This window comes from Blautia acetigignens (genome assembly GCF_025566865.1).
Taxonomy (GTDB): domain Bacteria; phylum Bacillota; class Clostridia; order Lachnospirales; family Lachnospiraceae; genus Blautia_A; species Blautia_A acetigignens.
In genome coordinates, this window is the sequence record NZ_JAOQJM010000006.1 from 1 (window position 1) to 21,437 (window position 21,437).

The following is a 21,437-nucleotide window of genomic DNA, read 5'->3' on the forward strand; positions in this document are numbered from 1 at the left end:
ATGAAAAACATCCTGAATCGTACAATCCTTACTCATGATTCACCACCTTCCGGGTTGTCGAACGGGCTGCGGATTCCAAGAAGTGTCTTGTTGCTCACATGAAGGTAAACATCTGTAGAGCGAGGATCAACATGTCCCAGAAGTGACTGGATATATTTTATATCTGTACCACTTTCGAATAGGTGGCTGGCAAAACTATGACGGCACACATGAGAAGAAACATGACGGTTAATGCCGGCGAGTTTAGCACTTTTCTTAAAGAACAGGTTAACACTGGCTATATCAAGATATCCACCGGACCAGGAACTTGGGAAAAGAATATCTTTAGGGCGACCACATTTGTACCAATACTCTGTGAGAAGGTCTAAATTTTTTTGAGACAGAATTGTATACCTGTCAATTCTGCCTTTGGTTTCACGAACATGAATTGTCATGTTGGTACGTGAAATGTCATCATAATGAAGATGAACAACCTCTGATACACGTAATCCGGAAGAATACATAGTTGCAATAATCGCTTTATGCTTCAGATTCGGAGTGGCGTCAATGATTGCATTTATTTCATTGCGGGATAGAACAGCAGGAAGATTTCGCTCTCTTTTCATAGCCGGAACAGTGTCATCATCCCAAAGAATCTTCAGCACCTTTTTATATAAGAACTTGATTGCAGACCGATAGTGATTGTGAGTTTCGGGAGACCTGCCTTCCAGACGTTTGGCAGTAAGAAAACTTTCCGCATCTTCAAGTGTAAGATCAGAAACATTTTTTTCGATCCAACGAAGGAAGTAACTGACATCAGAGCAATACAGTTGAATAGTTCTTTCACGCAGGTTACGTTTTTCCGCTTCATTGCGGATGGATTCAAAAATATCTTTATACATAATAAAACCTCCAGAATAAGTAGTGTTAATAATTACATCTACCTATTCGGAGGTGCATTAGCGTCATAATTCCGATTGCGGAAGAGACTAGAAAATGTTATTCTTATCATAGGCAGTGGAGCTTTCTTAGTTCAGTTGTTTCGTGTGGTAACTTAACAATAACGGATTATGGAAAGTAATTCCACTGCTTTTTTGAATGAAAAAACTGCGCCACAGCCTTGACAGGCCATCGCGCAGCGATTTTGTTCAATCGGAATTTACAGGAAGTGTAACAAGAAAGCCAAAACGGTATACTGGAAAAAAAAGATTAAGAAAAGAATAAAGAGCTGGTTTTAATTGTAAAATTTATGGGGAACTAACATCAGCTTATTGACATAAATTTAAAAATAAGTATAATAATAGTTGAGTAATTGTTCAACTATTATTATTTGGAGGTGAATATATGTCAAAAACGTCTTATATTTGTAATTGCGATGTAATTCATGAGGATATTGTGAATGATGTGAAATCCAAGATGCAGCCAAAAGATGATTATATCCAGTTGGCTTCTTTGTTTAAGCTATTTGGAGATGGAACTAGAGTACAAATCTTACACGCTCTAGAACAGAGTGAGATGTGTGTATGTGATCTTGCAGTGCTACTGGGGGTAACAAAATCTGCAATTTCGCATCAGTTAAAGGCATTACGCCTAGCGAATCTGGTAAAATTCCGTAAAGAAGCACAGATAGTTTACTACTCGCTGGCAGATGATCATGTGAAAGAGATTATTGACAAGGGATTTGAGCATCTTTGGCAGAAATAATATTTTTTAATATTATAGTTGAGTAATTGAACAATTAAACAAATTATAAGGAGATTATCATGAAACGCATATTTCTATTAAAAGGGTTGGACTGTCCAAATTGTTCCGCAAAAATTGAAAAAGAAATCGGAGAGTTGGATGGAGTGCAATCCTCAGTGGTAAATCTGATGAAGCAGACGCTTACAATCAATGTTACTCAGACAGCCGCAGATACGATAGCCAGTCAGATTGAAACGATTGTTCATAGTCATGAGCCCGATGTGGAAGTTCAGGAAGAAACCGTTATGAATGTTATAAAGAGTTATTCGTTAAAAGGATTGGATTGTCCGAATTGTTCTGCAAAAATTGAAAAAGAAGTCGGAGAATTGGATGGAGTACAATCCTCAGTTGTAAATTTGATGAAGCAGACGCTGACAATCAATGTTGCTCCAGCTGCCGCAAATACAATAGCCAGTCAGATTGAAACGATTGTCCACAGCCATGAGCCGAGTGTGGAGGTTCAGGAAGAAACAATTATCCCCGTTACAAAGAGTTATTTGTTAAAGGGCTTGGACTGTCCGAACTGCTCCGCAAAAATTGAAAAAGAAGTCGGAGAATTGGATGGAGTACAATCCTCAGTTGTAAATTTAATGAAGCAGACGCTGACAATCAATGTTGCTCCAGTTGCCGCAAATACAATAGCCAGTCAGATTGAAACGATTGTCCACAGCCATGAGCCAGATGTAGAAGTTTCCGAAATTGCACAGGAATACTATATACCTGCAAAAAAACAGGATACCAATACATCCTATAACAATGAGGACAAGAAGTTGACGATTCGTTTAGCGATTGGCGCAGCAATCTATGGTATTGGTATGGCATTGACAGTTTTTGCGAAAGTGCCACTGCCTGTCGAGTTAGTTTTTCTCATTGTCTCCTATATTATTCTTGGTGGGGATGTTGTATGGCAAGCTGTGAGGAATATTTCAAAGGGACGTGTGTTTGATGAACATTTCCTGATGAGCGTTTCTACGATTGGTGCTTTTGTCATTGGTGAATATCCGGAAGCAGTTGCTGTTATGCTGTTCTATCAAGTTGGTGAATTTTTCCAGTCATTGGCTGTTGAGCATTCCAGAAAATCTATATCAGATTTAATGGATATACGTCCGGATTGTGCTACAGTCAGAAGGAACGGAGAATTGATTACCATATCTCCTGAAAGTGTTGCCATTGGTGAGATTATTATTGTAAAGCCTGGTGAAAAAATCCCATTAGACGGTGTGGTATTGGATGGAGATTCTATGCTGGATACGAGGGCTTTAACTGGAGAATCGGTTCCGAGAAGCGTTCATAAAGGAGACGAAGCACTTTCCGGTTGTATGAATCAGACGGGTGTTTTAACGATTAAGACAACGAAAGCATTTGGTGAATCTACTGCTTCAAAGATTATTGATCTTGTGGAGAATGCGTCCAGTAGAAAAGCACCAACAGAAAATTTCATTACTACATTTGCACGTTATTACACTCCTGTTGTTGTAATCTTAGCAGCTATTCTGGCAATTCTGCCACCGATCCTTCTTGGTGGAGGCTGGACAGAGTGGATTCGCAGAGGATTTGTTTTCCTTGTGGTATCTTGCCCATGTGCATTGGTCATTTCAATCCCGCTGACTTTCTTCGGAGGTATTGGTGCGGCATCTAAACGAGGTGTTCTTGTAAAAGGAAGTAATTATTTAGAGGCGCTTAATAATGTCAGCATTATTGTGTTCGATAAAACTGGAACACTTACAAAGGGTGTTTTCAATGTGACTGATATTCTGCCTGCAAATGGATTTTCAAAAGAACAGGTTCTGGAGTATGCGGTCCAGGCAGAGAGCTTTTCTAACCATCCTATTGCAAAATCCATTCTCTCTGCTTATGGAAAAGAAATTGACCAATCAGTTATCTCTGATTACAAGGAAATTTCCGGATATGGAATCAGTGCCATGGCAGGAAAGAAGAAAGTTTATGCTGGCAATACGAAACTTATGGATTCAGAGCATGTGGAGTACACAGCCTGTGAAAAAGTTGGTACAAAGGTTTATGTAGCAGTAGATGGTCAATATGCCGGATGCATTTTGATAACAGATGAAGTAAAGCCGGACAGCAAAAAAGCAATTTCTGATTTGAAACATATCGGTGTGGAAAAAACAGTCATGCTTACTGGTGATGATGAAAAAATCGGAAAGGCTGTTGCGGAAGAATTGCAGTTGGATGAATATTATGCACAACTGTTTCCTGATCAAAAAGTGGAAAAGGTTGAGCTTTTGGACAGTAAAAAGAGACAGGGAAGCAAATTAGCTTTTGTTGGTGATGGTATCAATGACGCTCCTGTCCTTGCTCGTGCGGATGTTGGTATCGCAATGGGTGGTCTTGGTTCAGATGCGGCCATTGAAGCTGCGGATGTGGTTCTGATGACAGATGAACCATCTAAGCTGGTGGATGCGATTGATGTGGCAAAAGCGACAAAGCAAATTGTCATGCAGAATATAGTGATTGCCCTTGGAATTAAGAGTGTGTTCCTGATTCTTGGCGCTCTTGGTATTGCGGGAATGTGGGAAGCTGTATTTGGTGATGTAGGCGTTACCATAATTGCTGTTTTGAACGCAATGAGAATTTTGAAAAAATAGGAAATGAGGTGGGAATGTGAAACGAAAACTGATTCTGTTAGTTGTTACGATTGTTTTTCTTGTAGGTTTTGGTGTCATATTACATTCACCGCCTTCTATGATTGATGCAGTCACAGGAGCAACACCGAAGTCAAAAAAGGCGGCTCAAGCCTCCGCACAGTTGGAAGGCTCTTATGTTCTCGGTATTAATATGATGTCAGATGGTCTCGACAACGAGAACACCCGGAATAAATTAAAAGAATTGGCACTGGACGATTCGGAAACAAATGAAACAGATCTCATGAAAACAGACATTAGTTTTCGGTTATATGTATCTGAGACGGATTATCCGCTTGTCAGTTATGCTAAGAAACTCTGTGACAGGTTGAAACAGGCCGGTTTTTTCGTAGATCTGAAAGAGTACAGTAACACAATGATGCTATCAAGAGTGGTAAGTGGAAAGTATGATGTATTCCTGGCATCGGATGATTTTATTGACGTTACAACGCTAACACAGATGGACTATATGATCATGGACAGCGAAGAAATGAGGTGAGCGGGAATTTATGAGAAAATGGAATACGATTTTGTCTGTTTTAATGCTTCTCATTTTTATGATTCATGGAATCATGGGCAGCTTTATGCTGAACGGAGTTGGAAGTAGTGCAGGGAAACTTCTTGCATGGGTTGGTGTTGGTATTCTTGTTGTGCATACAGTGATTGGTGTCATCCTGACAGTTCAGAGTTTACAGACAGCGAAGCAATCAGGAAAAATGTATCTGAAACAAAACGTCATATTTTGGGCGAGACGAGCCAGTGGGATGGCAATAATGATTCTGCTGTTATTCCATATTGGCTTGTTTGGAAAGGTGCAGAATGGGACATATATTTTGTTCCCTTTTACAACTGTAAAGATGGTAACTCAGCTTTTGTTCGTAGCGGCAATTTTTGTTCATATTTTTATCAATATCCGCCCATTGCTTGTATCACTGGGAATCATCAGTTATAAAGAACGAAGGAGTGATATTTATTTGATCCTTTCGGTGCTTCTTCTTTTTATAGCGGGAGCGGTTATTTTATATTATATTGGGTGGCAATATCTATGAGTAAGACAATTATTATTATAGGTGCTGGACTGGCAGGACTTTCAGCGGCTTTGCAGGCAGCGGAAAATGGATGCAATGTAAAACTGGTTTCCTCCCTTCCGTCAGAGCGGGCACAGTCTGTTATGGCGGAGGGCGGTATCAACGCTGCTTTGAATACAAAAGATGAAAACGACAGTCCCGAAGAACATTTTACAGATACAATAAAGGCAGCATGTGGTCTGGCAGATCCAAATGCAGTTTGGGGAATGACACAGGCAGCACCGGAGCTGGTGCACTGGCTGCTAAAACTTGGAGTTAAATTTAACATGAGTGGCTATGATGATGTGGATCTGCGGAATTTTGGCGGGCAGAAAAAGAAACGGACTGCTTTTGCACAGAGCGATACCGGGAAGCAGATCATGACAGCTATGATAGACGCTGTTCGCAGGAAAGAAGCATCTGGTATGGTAGAACGGTTCAGCCATCATTCTTTCCTAACACTTCGTCTGTGTGGCAATATTTGTTGTGGCTGCGTAATCAGGGACGAATACAGTCAGGAGACTGTGGAATTACCGGGGGATGCGGTTATTGTTGCCACCGGTGGTATGCACGGATTGTTTGGAAATACAACGGGTTCGCTGAGCAATACAGGAGAAGTCACCGCAGAATTGTTCCGGCTTGGTGTTCCTCTGGCAAATGGCGAGATGATCCAGTATCATCCGACAACTGTGAAATGTGGTGGAAAACGCATGCTCATCAGCGAGGCGGCCAGAGGGGAAGGTGGCAGGTTGTTTGCCATGAAAGATGGAAAACAATGGTATTTCATGGAGGAAAAATACCCGGAGCTTGGAAATCTGATGCCACGAGATATTACCGCCAGAGAGATATGGAAGGTCAGCCATGAATCAGAGGTATTTCTTGACATGACGGAAATATCGGAGGAGATTATTTCAAATAAGCTATCTGGTCTGGCAGACGATTGTATGACCTATCTGCATAAAGATATACGAAAGGAACCGGTGTCTGTTTTACCGGGAATTCACTATTTTATGGGAGGCATTCTGGTGGATGAGCAGCACAGAACACCGATTCAGAATCTTTGCGCTGCCGGAGAATGCTGTGCCCAATATCATGGTGCCAACCGTCTTGGTGGAAATTCTCTGTTAGGAGCGTTATACGGAGGACGTGTTGCGGCAAAATCAGCATGCGAACAGGCAGATGTAGTAGATCTATCTTGTGCGACACAGATAGATTTTCCACCAGCGTCTCAAATTTCAGAAATAAAGCAATTAAACAAAGTGATGCAGGAGACTATGGGCGTTGTCAGAAATGAGAATACGTTGTTAAATGGGATTCAAACGGTACAAGCGCTGACAGGAAATCTTCCATTGCTTGGCATGGCAGTTCTAAAGAGTGCTCTTGCAAGAAAAGAAAGCCGTGGTGCACACTGGCGGGAGGATTATCCGAAGAGCAATGACGATGATTACCTTAAAACAACGGTAGCCAGATTTGATGGAAAGCAGATACAGATTTCCTTTGTACCTGTTCCAGAAAGGCGGTGATTCACTTGGTATATAAAATAAGAATCAGGCGGCAGGAGAGTCAGAAATCAGACAGTTATTGGCAGGAATTTGAGTATGACGGAAGCAAAAACAGCTCTGTTGCCACTGTTCTAAAGGAATTGAACAGTAGAACCCCTTTGAAAGATAATTCAGGGAATATAGTTACTCCCATCAGCTGGGAATGTAGCTGTATGGTGCGAAAATGTGGGGCTTGCGCCATGCTGATTAACGAACGTCCGAGGTTGGCATGCTCTACATTTTCTACATTTCTACATACGTTAAAAGGTTCTACAATCATCTTGGAACCTTTAAGCAAATTTCCGCTTGTAAGAGATTTGATCGTTGACCGGTCAAATCTGTTTGAAAATTTGAAAAAACTGAACCTTTGGCTTGAAAGTGAAGCTTATATGAGTTCGTGGACACATGAACCGAGATACCAGTCGGCACGCTGTCTGATGTGTGGCTGTTGCCTTGAAGTGTGTCCTAACTTCTCTGCAAATGGGACTTTCGCAGGCACTGTTGCTGCAGTCAACGCATTTCGGATTCTGAATGAAGAACAGGAAAGCACTCATTTGAATGAGATTTCTGCTGAATATAAGAAGAGATTTTTTGAAGGATGCGGGAAGTCGTTATCTTGTCATGATATTTGTCCGATTGGTCTGCCTGTGGAAGAACTGCTTGTAAGGTCGAATGCAGCGGCTGTTTGGGGCAAATAAAATGGATGATAAAAGCTATAATGAATGTATGAAGAGAATCAAAAACTTGATTCTCTTTTTTAAAATGCATACATTGACAAATATCTATGTATATATTATATTGAACATAGACAATGATCAATGTGATGTGTCAATATGAATGCAATGGATGTGGCTTTGATATGCAAGGCTTTGGGCGATGCGAACCGGCTGGAAATTGTACAGATGCTGTCGGATGGAGAAAAGTGCGGGTGTAAACTTTTGGAAAGATTTGAAATTACCCAGCCAACTTTATCCCATCATATGAAGATACTGGTAGGATGCGGCCTTGTGAATGATCGTAAGGAAGGAAAATGGCATCACTATTCTTTGAATTGTGAGACATTGATGAATTACAAACACTTTATAGAATCCCTTACTTGCCTTGGATGCGGTGACGGGGATTGTTGTAAATAATTTAAGGAGAGCAGATATCATGAAAAAAGAATCAAATTCAGGAATTAGTTTTTTCCAGCGTTACCTGACTGTAACCTGCCAAACATCAATCTGGGGCAGTTGCAGATAATTCTCGCAGCAGCGGGCTTACTTTCTGTATTAGCAACGGTTAGCTGTATGTTGTTCCTGTCTGCAAAATGTAAAGACACATTGACAGTTTTGCTGATCTCTATCGTAGTTCTTCTCATGCCGCTTTTTGCTTATGTGGCGATGGGAGCAACATGGCTCTCTACCATACTTCCATCTGCCGGAATTGGTATGCAGAACAATTTCCTTTCTCAGCTTGCAAATTTCAATTATCTGAATATCGGTGGAATGAGTTTCTGGACACCGCATGTTATTTTGATTTCGGCAGGAATTGAATTATTTGTGTTTACATTCTTGGCGATTCATTCCTATTGCAGACATCAGGTAGCATAAAAGAAGTTCAAAATAGAATGAATTGATTATCTGCCGCATGACGGCAAAAGAAAAACCAGACAATTTAGAACGGCGACTTTGATTTTCAGAGCCGCCGTTTCTTTGCGTTTATACAAACCTATGATGAATTTTCCGGAAATATTGTAGCTAATAGTTATTTAAACTGTTGTATTTGTTTAAAAATTAAAAAATATCTAATGAGTCTTCCGCATCTACCCACATCTGCAAATTTCCATCAAGATATAATCTTGCATATTCAAGAGGATCATCAATGGCGAGTGCGTTTAATGCACAGTCTGATCCTGATGTGGTTTTTAAGTCCTTTTCAGCTTCCCAACAGTCAATGCGGAGCATATAGCCAACAGAGGTATAAACATCAATACTGTTGCGCTTGGGATTGTATTCTGCAAATATTGTTCTCATCGTATCAAATCTCCTTATCGTTAAATCAATCATTTGTTGCAAAAATCAGAAGCATTTCAATCAGTTCACCATGTCACTTTTATTTTGTGTTATACTGTTTTATAGGATTTTCTTGCCCTTGTATTTGCCCTTATCAGAGTTCGAAAACACTGGTGGGACAATATAACACAAGGGAAACAATAAGGGAAAGCTCACCAGTGATAAATTCAGTGTTTTCAAGGGTTTGCGGAGAATTTAATAACAAAATATAACAGTTATTAAATCTCTTAAAACAGGTGAAATCTCAATCGGAATTGCTAAACGCAGATCCTTTCAAGATGGTTCCTCAGAATCACAAGCGAGTATTCCAAACGTATTTCAAAGCGAAGTTATAGATTAAAACTTTGAGTAAGGTGAAAGAACAGCAATATGATGAATGAGTTGTTCGAAGTTCTCCTTGCTCCAAAAACGGGGATGAACGAATCCATGCATAACTCTGTTTCGCCCGTTTTCATCGTTGTTTACTTTTACATATTTGAAATATTTCTTTGTTTCTTCCAGAACCTTGACATATTCCTGATTATTTTGATTTTCTGCTATTGCCAAAGAAATCAACTTCATGCCAACATTGACCTTAACTGGTTGCCCATTACGATCGAATAAAGGAAGTCCATAGTCGGAGGTTGTAGTTCTAATCAGTTCTTCCAAATAGGAATACGCAAAGGGCGTAAGTACGGAGAAGGAATCAGGGAATTTCTCGTATATTCTTTGCACTTCTCCCCAATCAGGAGCCCAGTTCCAAAAATGTGCGTAATCTATTATTTGATTGAAATCTTCTTGCAGTGCCATAGAATGACCTCCTTCTTATATTGAAATGTATAATTTTATTGTAGCACGATTGGCTGTGGATTCAATATCACTTATGAGATAGCTGTGTTTTTCATGGATACAGCTTTTTCATGGGCTACAGTAGGATTATACAATACATTTACAAGAAGTATGAATATTGCAAAAGGAAGAGGTATAGATTTTAATTTTGCTGATGGCATGATCTGTGACTGGAAAAATGAAAGGGAATATAGGTTGTTGGGGTATATCTCACACATGAGTGAAAACATAGCGGATGGTTACCTACAATGATTTCATTAAGGATATGACCATCATAAGCAAAAAAGTACAGAGACGTATAACTGTATAATATACTTCTCTGCACTTTTTAGCTTATGAGATATATTTATTTTTCCTTATTTTCTGGTGGAACGTACTCCAACAGATCCTCGATCTTACAATTCAATGCACAGCACAACCTGGCTAAAACAGCGGTATCCAGCCGTGTTACCGTTCCTTTACAAAACTGGTTGAGTTGGGTCCTTTGCATTTCGGCGCGGTGAGCCAATTTGTTCTTACTGATGTTTTGCTTTTCTATCATTTCATCCAATTTAATCCGGATAGTTTCATAATTACGATCTTCCATATACCATTACCCTCAACTACAATATTATTCAGAGATTGTAAGTATAGGATAACTAATATATAATTGAATTATAAGTTGTAGAATCTCTACTGTAATTACTTGCACATACTTATTCCAATGGGAGGAAATTTTGATTATGGAAAAAAGTTTATTCAACGAATTGACCTTGGAGCAAAAACAAAAATTACTGACATTGCCGGCAGAATTGAAACATTTCACTCAGACTCAATGGGCTGCAATATACGGGATCGTACCTATGACACAAGAACTTTTTGATAGTATTCAGTTGGAACGTTTGAAAGCAGGAGAGGAACTGGAATCTGCTGCCCTGGATACATTTCTGAAATACCCTGAGTTTGCCCTTAATTACAGCAGTCGGCTCGAAAGTGCCTTAATCACTTCAAATACTATCTCTTCTGACTATGCAGAAGAAAATTTTAAGCAATTATATGAAAAAATGCGGCATTCTATATATGCGAAATTTCAATATGATATAGGCGCATAAGCTAAGAGAAATCAGGAATTTAAAAATTCTGACCTTCTTGTAAACATTTTGTCACATACGACATTATCTTATATAAAAAGACAGAGAACCCTCTTATATAATTATGTTTTGCCATATACCTAGATAATAAGAGAGTTCCCCGAATAATATTTTATCTATATTATTACTCATTCAGCTCTTCAAAGAAATCATTAAACTCACATTCAAAGATTTCCTTCATGGCCATCAGTTCGCTTACTTTAATATTCATCCGATTTGTTTCCAGCTTCGCATAGGTACTTTTGGAGATCTGGATCCCCATGAGATTCATTTTGGCAATCACTTGATCCTGTGTAAGCTTTCGGCTATACCGTATTTTCTGTATGTTCCCGCCAATGTTCATATCCGGTCTGAGTTTCTGCATGATATTCCCTACTTTCATCAATAATTCGTTATTAAGAAACTTTTGTATTGATAATAGCCGAGAAACTTCATATAATGTTTCGTAATAGAGAAATATCTGTAAGCATATCAAACACACAAAGGAGAAAACAAATCAATGAAAGAACAAGCAAAAACCCCCGTCTTTCAGGAAGACAACGGTACCTGGGCTCATCTGACCAAATTGGTAAATCCTCTTATCTGCACCATTGAATACGGCCGTCGTACCGGGTTTTCATCCCGGGAAGAAGCAGAAGAGAGCTTCCAGCGTTCCCTGGTTTCTTACCAGGATCAGTTGTCCAAACTGAAAAAGGACCGGGATATGCCTTTTACCTTTTCGGAATATCTGGATTACTGGCTGAATGATGTATGTGCTCAGGGTTCTAATGGCAGCCGTACACTGGTTCAAAAGCAATGGATCATAAAACTGATCATCCAGCCCCATCTGCATAAAGATATTCTTTTGGGATGTGTCACTCCTGATTATCTCAATAGGGTTCTGGAATCCTGCCAGGCTTACTGCTGCAACGGAGGCTATTATGCATATAAGCTGCTGCACAACGCTTTGAAAAACGCCCGCGTAAACAATTATCTTCCGGATATGGACTTCCAGCAGATCCGACACTATCCGGAGCCTCCCGGAAATCCGGTTTTCTATTCCCCGGAACAGCTTCGCACATTCCTGACTGCCGCTTCCAATTCCAACCATTACCTGGAGATTCAACTGGCTCTTTTTTGCGGCCTGACACCTGGGGAAATCCTTGGACTGAAGTATTCGGATTTCAACCGTCATGAGCAGACCATCACAATCCAGAGGATCTGTACCTCGAACGATTCCGGGAAGAACTGCCAGTTAAAAAAACTGGAAGGGACCAAACAGAACCGAACATTAAAAATCCCTTCTTTTCTATTTCCAGAACTTTCTACCCGGCGAAAAGAAAACCGGAAACTTCTGGCAAGATATCCTTCTGCTACAGAATATAAATCTTATCTTTGCCTCGGTCCCACTGCAAAGATAAAATCTGCTGTTACATTAGGAGCCGCTTTAAAAACGATCACCACAGAAACCGGCCTTTCAAAACTGAACATGCGTGATCTGAGATATATGTTCGCCCGTTTTCTTCTCGAACAGGATTTTTCCCTTGAAACAGTCTCTGGTATCCTTGGCCACACAAAACAGACTACAACACTGGCATTCTGTAACAGGATTCCATGTACGGATCCTGAAGTTGGTGCTGTCGTTGCAGGTTCCCTGGATCCGGTCCTTGGTGCTGAAAAAAAGAGGGGGAAATAGCCTGTGAAAAAGAATGAGATCTATCCCCAGATGCAGGTAAAGGAAACCTTCCTTTATGGCAGGCTCATCTCTGGGAAATCCCTTGGTGACGTTATATATGTAAAAGCCAGACGAAAATACTGTTTTCGTCTTTTACTTGTTTTTGAATCCGGCGATGTGAAGATGGTACAGCGGGCCGCCTCTTCCAACAAGCAGCTGGCCCGCCAGAAAAGGGATGAGACTCTCATGGAAATCGCAAAAGGCAGTTTCATCCCCTTTTCTTATACCGTGAAAGAGTTTTATGATTTCTGGTTTTACCATCATATGATCGGGCAAAAAAGGATCACTTATAATACCTACAACGCTTACCGGAATATCATAGAAAACTACCTGCTCCCTGCGATTGGTCATAAAATGCTGGATACGCTGCAGAGAAAAGACCTGGTAAATGCATTATCTGCTATCCCGTATCAGAAAGTACAGAGAACTGCAATCGGTGTGGTCACAGGTTCCCTTTGTTACGCCCTGAAACACAACTGTCTTTCCAGGGATATCTATACCGGAATCTCTTCCGAAGTAAAACAGCCATGCCTAAAGAAAAAAGCGGATACCCGGCAGCAGGTTTATACCGTGGAACAGGCTGCCCATCTTTTATATCTGTGTAAGCAGCAGGAACCCATGATCTATCTGCCCATGCTCCTTGCCGTCACTGCCGGCCTGCGGTTCTCCGAGATCACCGGACTCCGGTACAGCGATATTGATTTCCTTGGCAAGAAACTTTTTGTGGAACGACAGCTTGGAAAGGACCTGTACATGGAAAAACAGCAGGAAAACAGGCCGGTACTGTGCAGTGAACTCCCACTGAAAACCAAAAACAGCAAAAGAGCAGTAGTACTGGCTGATTTTGTCCTGGATGAGATCCTCCTGGAACGGCAGCGCTACGAAAAACGCAAAGCTTCTGATCCAGGGTTCCTGGATCTGGGCTACATCTGCTGCCATGAAAACGGGCAGTGCCATAACCGCAGTTTTTATATCAAACCATATAACCGCCTGATGGAACAGAGCGGAATCTCCCGGCTGCCCTGGAGAAAATTCCGGAATACCTACGCCACGATCCTCGCCCAGTACCAGGTCAACACGAAAACGATCTCCAAATGCCTGGGGCATTCCAGTCCAGAATTCACAAGCAGGGTTTATGTAGCCTTCCAGGAACAGGAAACCTATGATATCTCAAAAATAATCGAAGATTATGTGTTGACCCATCATCTTTTACCGAAAAAACAGGGCAGTGTGGAACAGAGGCCCTACCAGCTTCCTGATGCTCTTGCTTATCGGAATTATTTCTATGATTAAATTTCTTCTTTAACATTTCTTCTTCATTTCTGTATCCCCGGCTCATTACAACTCACAGATAAGCCGGGGAATTTTTGTATCAATTTTTCTAAAAAAATGTTCTTATAAAAAACGTTATTCCGACCCCAATCATACATATTTATAAAAAACAAAGCTGCTAAAAACCGGTACCCATAGCAGATAAAAACAAAACATTGATTTTTTTTAAAATTTTTCAAAAAACAGCAGAAAATTTCCGTTCTTCTGACAATATATTCTTAAAAAGCTATCGAAGCTTTCGAACAACAAAAGCGGGATGGGAAAGAGCCCTTTCATTTCCCACCCCAAAATTTTCAGGAGGATAACGTTATGAACAAACTCAAAGAACTATCCATTTTTTATTCACCTAAAGAGCTCTGGTGTTGCCGTACCAGAACGCTGAATGCTGTATCAGGGACGGTCGAGTATCATACCCACACCGGATTTACCACCCAGACAGAAGCCGAAAAAACATTAGAAGAAACAGAAACTGTTTTTCAGAAAGACTGGAAAAACAGGAAGATGTGCAGCAGCTGCTTTTGTACTTTCACGGAATACCTGGAAGACTGGTTTGAGAAACTTCCGTCAGATATCAGCAGCACTACAAAAGTGAAGTATCACTGGATCATCTACCACCTTATCCTGCCCAGGATTGAAACAGACCCACCGCTTGGCCACATCGATGCAGACTATCTTGATGCCGTGATAGATGCCTGCAAAGAATATTGTGCAAGTGCAGAATATGCGGTTTATAAACTGCTGTACAGGATCGCCACCTCCATATGGATGAACGGGTTCCTCCCATATAACCTTGCTTCTGCACTTATTCCCCGCAAGGAACCCCGTTCAAACGTATGTATCTATACAAAAGAGCAGACGAAAGTTTTCCTGCAGGCAGTGAAGAATGATCCTTATTCCCACCGTCTTGAGTATGATCTTGCATTGTTCTGCGGCTTACGTCCGGGCGAGATCCTGGGGCTGACCTATGAAAATTTCCACCCGGATACCGGGGAACTGGATATCCATAAGCAGTATACAAAAGACGGCGTTCTTCCCACTGAAAACGCTTCTTCCAGATACAGTTACAAGGATCTGGAAGAAGAACGTTTCCGTTCCCTGAAGGTACCGCTTTTCGTAAAGGACGAGCTTTCACTCCGCCAGATGGAAAACAACCATTATTTCCTGGAGCATCCGGATAAGAAAGACCCGCAGGCATTCTGTGTCAGCAGCCGCGGCTCCATAAAAACACTGGTGACCCTGAATACGAGACTGAAGCATATTACAAAAGACTGTGGTCTTCCCCTTATTTCCATGTACGATCTCCGCGACATGTTCGTCTGGACCATGCTGGAAAACAATTGCAGTCCGGAATCCATCCAAAAACTTACCGGCGGTGTTGAAATAGACCGGATCCTGGCAGCCCTGTAAATGCATTCCTTTTACCCAGATTTTCAAGGAGGATCTTATTATGAATCAAGATAAAAAAAATGTCTTTCTGTCACACGACCATTTATGGTGCAGTCAGACGAAACGCATAAACCATGAGAACCAGGTGGCTGTTTTATGTATACATACTGGATTTTTTACCCGTTCCGGAGCAAAGAAGGATTACAAAGAAACAACCCGTCTTTTTCAAAAAGAGCTGGCGGCCCTGAAAGATTCCAGTCATTGTCCTTTTTTGCTTAGCGAATATCTCGATTACTGGTTTCACAAAATATACCTTCCAGCATGCACCTGTGAAAACACCGCAGTAAGATATCGCTGGATCATTGAAAATGTCATCCTGCCAAATATGGAAACGGACCCACTTATTCAAACTGTTGATACCGGATATATGGAAGATCTGATCCGGTCCTGTCAGAAATATTGTAAAGGTACCGAACACGCTGTTTATGAATTATTGTGTTCGGTTACAGAGTCCGCCTGGAAGCAGGGACATTTGAAGCAGGAGCTGGTTTTGCCTCCAGTCCGCAAAAAAAGGCCAGAGCCCATGATATCTCTCTATACCAGGGAACAGACCAGGCTTTTTTTAGAAGCGGTGTATCAGGCGCCCTGCCCACACCGTCTGGAATTTTTTCTGGCTCTATTTTGTGGATTACAGCCAGGGGATGATGATGATAAAATAAGACTAAATCAACGGAAACCCAGTAAATACAAGGGGTTGAGTCGATTTGGTCCTGAAAAAAACTTGCAACGAATCAACAAATTTATGAAGGAAAGGCCTATCTTTTATAAAAACCTTATTCAGATGAAAGAAAATTTCCGCTTTTATCGGAAATGCTTTTACTGCATCACGAAAGTGGTGATATTACAATTTAATAGAGTAAAACAGGACCGAATTAGCTCGTAATGGATGAAAATCTGTTTAGCTGATTCGGTCATTTTTATTGATTGAAAGGTGATGAAAAAATGGCTAAAATTATTTCTATTGTAAACCAAAAAGAGGGAACGGGAAAGTCCGCATGTACAGCTAATTTAGCAGTAGGATTGGCACAAAAGAATATGAAAGTGTTAATTGTAGATGCAGATCCACAGTCTGATGTATCCGCAGGATTTGGATATCGTGATTGTGATGACAGTAATGAAACACTTACAGCTCTTATGGATGCAGTAATGAAAGATGAAGATATTCCTTCCGACTGTCATATCAGACATCAGGCAGAGGGAATAGACATTATCTGTTCTAACATTGGACTGGCAGGTACAGAAGTACAGTTGGTAAATGCAATGAGCAGGGAATATGTATTGAAACAGATATTATATGGTATCAAAGATCAATATGATGCGGTCATCATTGATTGTATTGGTAGCGGAAATGGCGGCATCATCAGTCAATTAAAGATGCAGAATGAAATGAAGTTGACGGATGAAAGCTGGATCAGCTATCAGCAGGGAAAAGGCAATGAAGAATATCAGAAGTATATGGAAGATCTGACGGATATGCAGAATCATGTACTGCCGTATCTGCAGAGCTTTTGCAGTCTGGAAGAAAAAGGTGTGCAGGAGAGACGAGAACAGCAGGTAGCAGAGAAAAATGAGAGCAGAGAAGCTGTGCCAAGAGCTGGCGTTGAAGCAAATATAGCAGTTAAGGACGCAGGGAAAGCTGAAAGAAAGCCAGTAGCACAGAAAAAGGCAATGCCAAGAAAAGAAACCGTCAATCCATGAACGCTTAGAAATCAATAAGAGAATTATCCAGGAAAAGCAGGGAAAAGATAAGCCGGAGAGAGGAGCTGATTTGGGTGTAAGGACAGTGTAGAATAAGTATAACAAGTCGGAGGTCATGAAGATTATTGTGACCTTCGGCTTTTTGTAAATTGTTAAAAGAATTATATTGTTATATGATTTCGTAAGTGATATACTTAAACATAAGGAAAACCGTGTGAAATTACAGTTTGCTTTTCGCACGGTTTCTTTTATACATAGTAGTTAGCTAAAACTAACAACAGAACGATGTGAAAGTACTTTTGACTATACCGAGGAATACATAATGCTAATGAATGTTTTTGAAGGTATACTGATTCCATTTGTTGGAACAACGCTAGGTGCAGCATGCGTGTTTTTTATGAGAAAAACACTTAGCAAGTTACTACAACGTGCACTTGCAGGGTTTGCAGCAGGTATAATGGTTGCTGCTTCAATCTGGAGTCTTCTGATTCCGGCAATTAAACAATCTGAGAATATGGGAACTTTATCGTTTGTTCCGGCAGTTGTTGGGTTCTGGATTGGTATATTGTTTTTACTTGCACTTGATCATTTGATTCCACATCTTCATGTTGGAAGTGATCAGGCAGAGGGACCGAAAAGCAAACTTGGCCGTACTACGATGATGGTGTTGGCAGTTACGTTACATAATATCCCTGAAGGTATGGCAGTTGGTGTTATGTATGCAGGATTTCTTGCTGAAAATGCACAGATTACAGCAACAAGTGCACTTGCTTTATCACTTGGAATTGCTATCCAGAATTTCCCGGAAGGAGCAATTATATCCATGCCGCTTAGGGCAGATGGTGAAAGTAAAAGAAAGGCATTTCTGGGAGGTGTACTTTCAGGAGTCGTTGAACCGGTTGGAGCAGTAATGACGATTCTTGTCGCACAGCAGGTAATCCCGGCATTACCATATTTACTCAGCTTTGCAGCAGGAGCTATGCTATATGTCGTGGTTGAAGAACTAATTCCGGAAATGTCTCAGGGACAGCACTCGAATATCGGTACGCTTTTCTTTGCACTTGGATTTAGTTTGATGATGATCTTGGATGTGGCACTGGGATAAGAGGAGAGGAATGATTCTTATGAGAATATTGATTTATGGTGCTGGTGTGATTGGATCCTTGTATGCGGCTTTATTTGCAGAAGCCGGTTATGATACAAATATTTATGCCAGAGGTAAAAGACTTGAGGCTTTAAGAAATAATGGATTGCAATATAAGAAAAATCAGGAAGTAATAAAGGCAGAAATTAGGATTCTTGGAGAACTACCAAACGATGATATTTATGATTTTGTTTTGCTTACTGTCCGGGAAAACCAACTGTATAAAGCACTTACTGAATTGAAAAATAATAAAAGTAATACGATTGTTACAATGATAAATTCACTGGACAGTTACAATAAATGGGAAGACATTGTTGGAAAAGGAAGAATATTACCAGCTTTTCCAGGAGCAGGCGGAAGTATAAATGATGATGGAATCCTTGATGCAGTACTTACTCCAAGGTTGATTCAGCCGACAACATTTGCAGAAATATCAGGAAATAAATCCGAAAGAACTAAGCAGTTTTCAGAGATATTAAGGCATGCTCATATACCATACAAGAAAGTAACGGATATGCATCTATGGCAGCTTTGTCATCTTGCTATGGTGGTACCGATTGCGGATGCGTATTATGAATCAGACGATCCGGAGAAAGTAGAAAAAGAATGGAAAATCATGAGGAAAACAGCAGAAAGGCTGAAAAGAAATTTTAATTTTTTGCGAAAACAAAAGGGTAAACTGTCACCATGGAAAATGAATATTTTTTGCTTTTTGCCATTGTCATTTCTGACGATTATGCTGGCAGTTACATTTGGAAGTAGTTTTGGAGATAAATTTATGTATCAACATGCTATGAAGGCACCAGATGAAATGAGGGAATTACATAAGCAGTTTTATGCTTATATTAAAAGAATGAAGAAATGCGGATGCAAGACGAAAAAGGTACTGTGATTGGAGAAAAAGCATGAAAAATGAAGAATATAAAAAATTGTCAATTAAAGAATTTACAAAAGCAGCAGGAAGATATGAAAGTAGCCATGCTGGTATTTACGAAATGTGCAAGAAAGATTATCCGGATATTCTGGAAGAATTAGAGAAGGAGCCTTTTAGAGATTTATTAGATGCAGGCTGTGGGCCTGCTCCGATGATTTCTTTATTAGCAGAAAAATATCCAGACCGACATTATACAGGACTGGATTTGACTCCGGCCATGATTGAACAGGCAAAAAAGAAAAATATTTCAAATGCAACATTTGTTGTAGGAGACTGTGAGAACTTTCCTTTTGAAAATGATTCATTTGATGCAATTATTTGTTCTATGAGTTTCCATCATTATCCGAATCCACAGGCATTTTTTGACAGTGTGAAGAGATGTCTTCGCCCAAATGGAAGATTGATACTGAGAGATGTGACCAGTGACAATAAAGTATTGGTATGGCTAATGAATACATTGGAAATGCCGTTGGCAAATATATGCGGACATGGAGATGTCCAAGTGCCAACAAGAGATGTGGTCATAAAATGTTGCAAAAAAGCAGGATTAAAAGTAGAAAAATTTGAAATTCGTAAAGGTATGCGAATGCATTGTGTTGTGAGAAAACCTATGGGAAAGGCGATAGGAAATGAAAGATAAGTATCTTAGGGAAACACGAATGGTTGATTTTTCTAATCCGGCAATTCAAAAACTTATTCAAAATATGAAATGGAAGGAAATGGGTGAATTTGAAAGGATTAAGGCAATCTACAACTATGTAAGAGATGATGTTTTATTTGGATATAATATTGATGACGGAATTTCAGCTTCAAAAGTACTTGCAGATGGTTATGGACAATGTAATACAAAAGGAACTTTATTTATGGCACTTTTACGTGCCTGCAATATTCCATGCAGAGTACATGGTTTTACGATTGATAAAAGATTGCAGAAAGGGGCTATGACCGGGCTTGTTTACCGTAATGCTCCAAAAAGTATTTTCCATAGCTGGGTAGAAATTAATTTCGAAAATCAGTGGTACGAACTGGAAGCTTTCATTTTGGATAAAACCTACATAAAGAAGTTACAGGAACAAAATTCGGAATGTACAGGTGCATTTTGCGGTTATGGAGTAGCAGTCAAGGATTTCAGAAATCTCAGTATTGAGTTTGATAGGAACAATACTTATATTCAAAGCGAGGGAATCAATCAGGATTTTGGTGTTTATGATTGTCCAGATGAACTTTTGAAGGAACATCATCAAGAAATTTCAGCCTTTAAAGCATTTGCTTATAGACATATTGGAAGACACCTCATGAATCATAATGTCAGGAAGATTAGAGAACGATAGTTTTAAGCTTTTAGAATTAAAATTAAATTTGGAGGGTAATATGGCAGACAAAATACAAAATGCTTATGAAACATCAAAAAATATATATGACGATGTTCTTACGCAAAGAAATATTTTCAGCAAACTGTATATTAAGTTATTTTGGAGTGGCACTGATGATAATGATATAGCACGAAAAGTTTTATCATATGTTCCTGATGACTTTTCAGGAAATCTTCTTGATGTTCCGGTTGGAACTGCTGTATTTACGGAAAACAAATGGAGTTCTCTGAAAAATGCACATATTACTTGTATTGATTACAGCATGGATATGCTTGAACAAGCCAGAAAAAGACTTGGTAGTCATGCACATATCAAATGTATTCAGGGTGATGTGGGAAATCTGCAAATGGAGAATGAATCTGTTGATACTGTTGTCAGTATGAATGGTTTTCATGCATTTCCTGACAAGCAAAAAGCATTTCATGAAATATGGCGTGTTTTGAAACCAGGCGGCAATTTTATTGCCTGCTTTTATATCAGGGGAAAATCGAAACGGACAGACTGGCTGGTAAAAAATATTCTTGCAAAGAAAGGGTGGTTTTCTCCACCATTTCAGACGGAGAAAGAGCTGAGAGATATCCTTCAAAAACTATATAAAGAAACGGATATCTATGTTGACGGTTCTATGGTATATTTCCGTTGTGTGAAGTAATGCAATGATGCTGGATTTATAATAAAGTTTCAGATAATAAGTCTGGAACTTTATTTTTGTCTAAATGGATTATTGCTGTCCGTTCAGGTCTGGATAATGCTCGATTCTCATGTTAAGATAATAGAAAAGGTTAGATAAAACTAACGCAAAGAAATACCAC

At 40.0% G+C, this 21,437-nt stretch carries 24 protein-coding genes; 19 read left to right on the forward strand and 5 right to left on the reverse strand.

All coding sequences use genetic code 11. The features are described from left to right. Positions 1-32: 32 nt before the first annotated feature. The gene (locus OCV70_RS08905; protein ID WP_262579640.1) at positions 33-881 is read right to left on the reverse strand and encodes a tyrosine-type recombinase/integrase; all 849 of its coding nucleotides are present in this window, start codon (positions 879-881) and stop codon (positions 33-35) included. Positions 882-1,323: 442 nt separating this feature from the next. Here OCV70_RS08905 and OCV70_RS08910 point away from each other — a divergent pair, with 442 nt between their 5' ends. The 7 genes from OCV70_RS08910 to OCV70_RS08940 all read left to right on the forward strand — a co-directional run bounded on the left by OCV70_RS08910 (position 1,324) and on the right by OCV70_RS08940 (position 8,105). Next, positions 1,324-1,683, forward strand: a complete 360-nt coding sequence (locus OCV70_RS08910; protein WP_015512809.1) for an ArsR/SmtB family transcription factor — start codon at positions 1,324-1,326, stop codon at positions 1,681-1,683. Positions 1,684-1,742: 59 nt separating this feature from the next. After that, positions 1,743-4,328 (forward strand): heavy metal translocating P-type ATPase, encoded by a 2,586-nt coding sequence (locus tag OCV70_RS08915; RefSeq protein ID WP_173768501.1) that lies wholly within the window; start codon positions 1,743-1,745, stop codon positions 4,326-4,328. A 16-nt stretch (positions 4,329-4,344) separates the two neighbouring features. Beyond that, positions 4,345-4,863, forward strand: coding sequence for a DUF6921 family protein (locus tag OCV70_RS08920; RefSeq protein WP_055062590.1), 519 nt, complete (start codon positions 4,345-4,347; stop codon positions 4,861-4,863). Between the two features lie 10 nt (positions 4,864-4,873). Beyond that, the gene (locus tag OCV70_RS08925) at positions 4,874-5,413 is read left to right on the forward strand and encodes a pilus assembly protein PilX (RefSeq protein WP_117855365.1); all 540 of its coding nucleotides are present in this window, start codon (positions 4,874-4,876) and stop codon (positions 5,411-5,413) included. Then, positions 5,410-6,954: an FAD-binding protein gene (locus OCV70_RS08930; protein WP_109215205.1), complete on the forward strand. Its 1,545-nt coding sequence runs from the start codon at positions 5,410-5,412 to the stop codon at positions 6,952-6,954. The genes OCV70_RS08925 and OCV70_RS08930 overlap by 4 nt, the downstream gene beginning before the upstream one ends. Further along, on the forward strand, positions 6,951-7,670 hold the full coding sequence (locus OCV70_RS08935; RefSeq protein ID WP_330385707.1) for a succinate dehydrogenase/fumarate reductase iron-sulfur subunit: 720 nt from the start codon (positions 6,951-6,953) through the stop codon (positions 7,668-7,670). The genes OCV70_RS08930 and OCV70_RS08935 overlap by 4 nt, the downstream gene beginning before the upstream one ends. Before the next feature lie 135 nt (positions 7,671-7,805). Beyond that, positions 7,806-8,105 carry an ArsR/SmtB family transcription factor gene (locus OCV70_RS08940; RefSeq protein WP_005330972.1) on the forward strand — a complete coding sequence of 100 codons (300 nt, stop codon included), beginning with the start codon at positions 7,806-7,808 and terminating at the stop codon, positions 8,103-8,105. Between the two features lie 642 nt (positions 8,106-8,747). Here OCV70_RS08940 and OCV70_RS08945 read toward each other — a convergent pair. Continuing rightward, complete coding sequence (locus tag OCV70_RS08945) at positions 8,748-8,987, reverse strand: DUF6061 family protein (protein ID WP_107001876.1); 240 nt, start codon at positions 8,985-8,987, stop codon at positions 8,748-8,750. Between the two features lie 375 nt (positions 8,988-9,362). Beyond that, a complete protein-coding gene (locus OCV70_RS08950) occupies positions 9,363-9,815 on the reverse strand; it encodes a hypothetical protein (protein ID WP_118583074.1) in 453 nt (150 codons plus the stop codon). Positions 9,816-9,908: 93 nt separating this feature from the next. Between OCV70_RS08950 and OCV70_RS08955 the strand changes: the two genes are divergently transcribed. After that, on the forward strand, positions 9,909-10,106 hold the full coding sequence (locus OCV70_RS08955; RefSeq protein ID WP_147343030.1) for a hypothetical protein: 198 nt from the start codon (positions 9,909-9,911) through the stop codon (positions 10,104-10,106). Positions 10,107-10,200: 94 nt separating this feature from the next. Here OCV70_RS08955 and OCV70_RS08960 read toward each other — a convergent pair whose 3' ends face one another. Beyond that, positions 10,201-10,440: a helix-turn-helix domain-containing protein gene (locus tag OCV70_RS08960; RefSeq protein WP_262579642.1), complete on the reverse strand. Its 240-nt coding sequence runs from the start codon at positions 10,438-10,440 to the stop codon at positions 10,201-10,203. A gap of 136 nt (positions 10,441-10,576) precedes the next feature. Between OCV70_RS08960 and OCV70_RS08965 the strand changes: the two genes are divergently transcribed. Further along, positions 10,577-10,945: a hypothetical protein gene (locus tag OCV70_RS08965; protein WP_117854309.1), complete on the forward strand. Its 369-nt coding sequence runs from the start codon at positions 10,577-10,579 to the stop codon at positions 10,943-10,945. 163 nt (positions 10,946-11,108) lie between these two features. Here the strand turns inward: OCV70_RS08965 and OCV70_RS08970 are convergent, their stop codons facing one another. Then, on the reverse strand, positions 11,109-11,348 hold the full coding sequence (locus tag OCV70_RS08970; RefSeq protein ID WP_117854308.1) for a helix-turn-helix domain-containing protein: 240 nt from the start codon (positions 11,346-11,348) through the stop codon (positions 11,109-11,111). A 135-nt stretch (positions 11,349-11,483) separates the two neighbouring features. On the opposite strand from OCV70_RS08970, the gene OCV70_RS08975 reads away from it, so the two are divergent. From OCV70_RS08975 to OCV70_RS09020, 10 genes are all read left to right on the forward strand, one after another. Continuing rightward, positions 11,484-12,659, forward strand: a complete 1,176-nt coding sequence (locus OCV70_RS08975; RefSeq protein ID WP_117854307.1) for a tyrosine-type recombinase/integrase — start codon at positions 11,484-11,486, stop codon at positions 12,657-12,659. Positions 12,660-12,662: 3 nt separating this feature from the next. Further along, positions 12,663-13,991, forward strand: coding sequence for a site-specific integrase (locus tag OCV70_RS08980; RefSeq protein WP_117854306.1), 1,329 nt, complete (start codon positions 12,663-12,665; stop codon positions 13,989-13,991). A 348-nt stretch (positions 13,992-14,339) separates the two neighbouring features. Further along, entirely contained in the window at positions 14,340-15,437 is a 1,098-nt protein-coding gene (locus OCV70_RS08985; RefSeq protein WP_117854305.1) for a site-specific integrase, read from the forward strand. A 40-nt stretch (positions 15,438-15,477) separates the two neighbouring features. After that, the gene (locus OCV70_RS08990) at positions 15,478-16,359 is read left to right on the forward strand and encodes a hypothetical protein (protein WP_117854304.1); all 882 of its coding nucleotides are present in this window, start codon (positions 15,478-15,480) and stop codon (positions 16,357-16,359) included. 59 nt (positions 16,360-16,418) lie between these two features. Then, positions 16,419-17,174, forward strand: a complete 756-nt coding sequence (locus tag OCV70_RS08995) for a ParA family protein (RefSeq protein ID WP_243000327.1) — start codon at positions 16,419-16,421, stop codon at positions 17,172-17,174. A gap of 322 nt (positions 17,175-17,496) precedes the next feature. After that, positions 17,497-18,279: a ZIP family metal transporter gene (locus OCV70_RS09000; protein ID WP_202031117.1), complete on the forward strand. Its 783-nt coding sequence runs from the start codon at positions 17,497-17,499 to the stop codon at positions 18,277-18,279. A 19-nt stretch (positions 18,280-18,298) separates the two neighbouring features. Next, complete coding sequence (locus tag OCV70_RS09005; protein WP_117854316.1) at positions 18,299-19,210, forward strand: ketopantoate reductase family protein; 912 nt, start codon at positions 18,299-18,301, stop codon at positions 19,208-19,210. 13 nt (positions 19,211-19,223) lie between these two features. Then, positions 19,224-19,892, forward strand: a complete 669-nt coding sequence (locus OCV70_RS09010) for a class I SAM-dependent methyltransferase (RefSeq protein ID WP_117854302.1) — start codon at positions 19,224-19,226, stop codon at positions 19,890-19,892. Next, positions 19,882-20,583, forward strand: coding sequence for a transglutaminase-like domain-containing protein (locus OCV70_RS09015; protein ID WP_117854301.1), 702 nt, complete (start codon positions 19,882-19,884; stop codon positions 20,581-20,583). Before OCV70_RS09010 ends, OCV70_RS09015 begins: the two co-directional genes overlap by 11 nt. Before the next feature lie 40 nt (positions 20,584-20,623). Next, positions 20,624-21,277, forward strand: a complete 654-nt coding sequence (locus OCV70_RS09020; RefSeq protein ID WP_117854300.1) for a class I SAM-dependent methyltransferase — start codon at positions 20,624-20,626, stop codon at positions 21,275-21,277. Positions 21,278-21,437 lie beyond the last annotated feature (160 nt).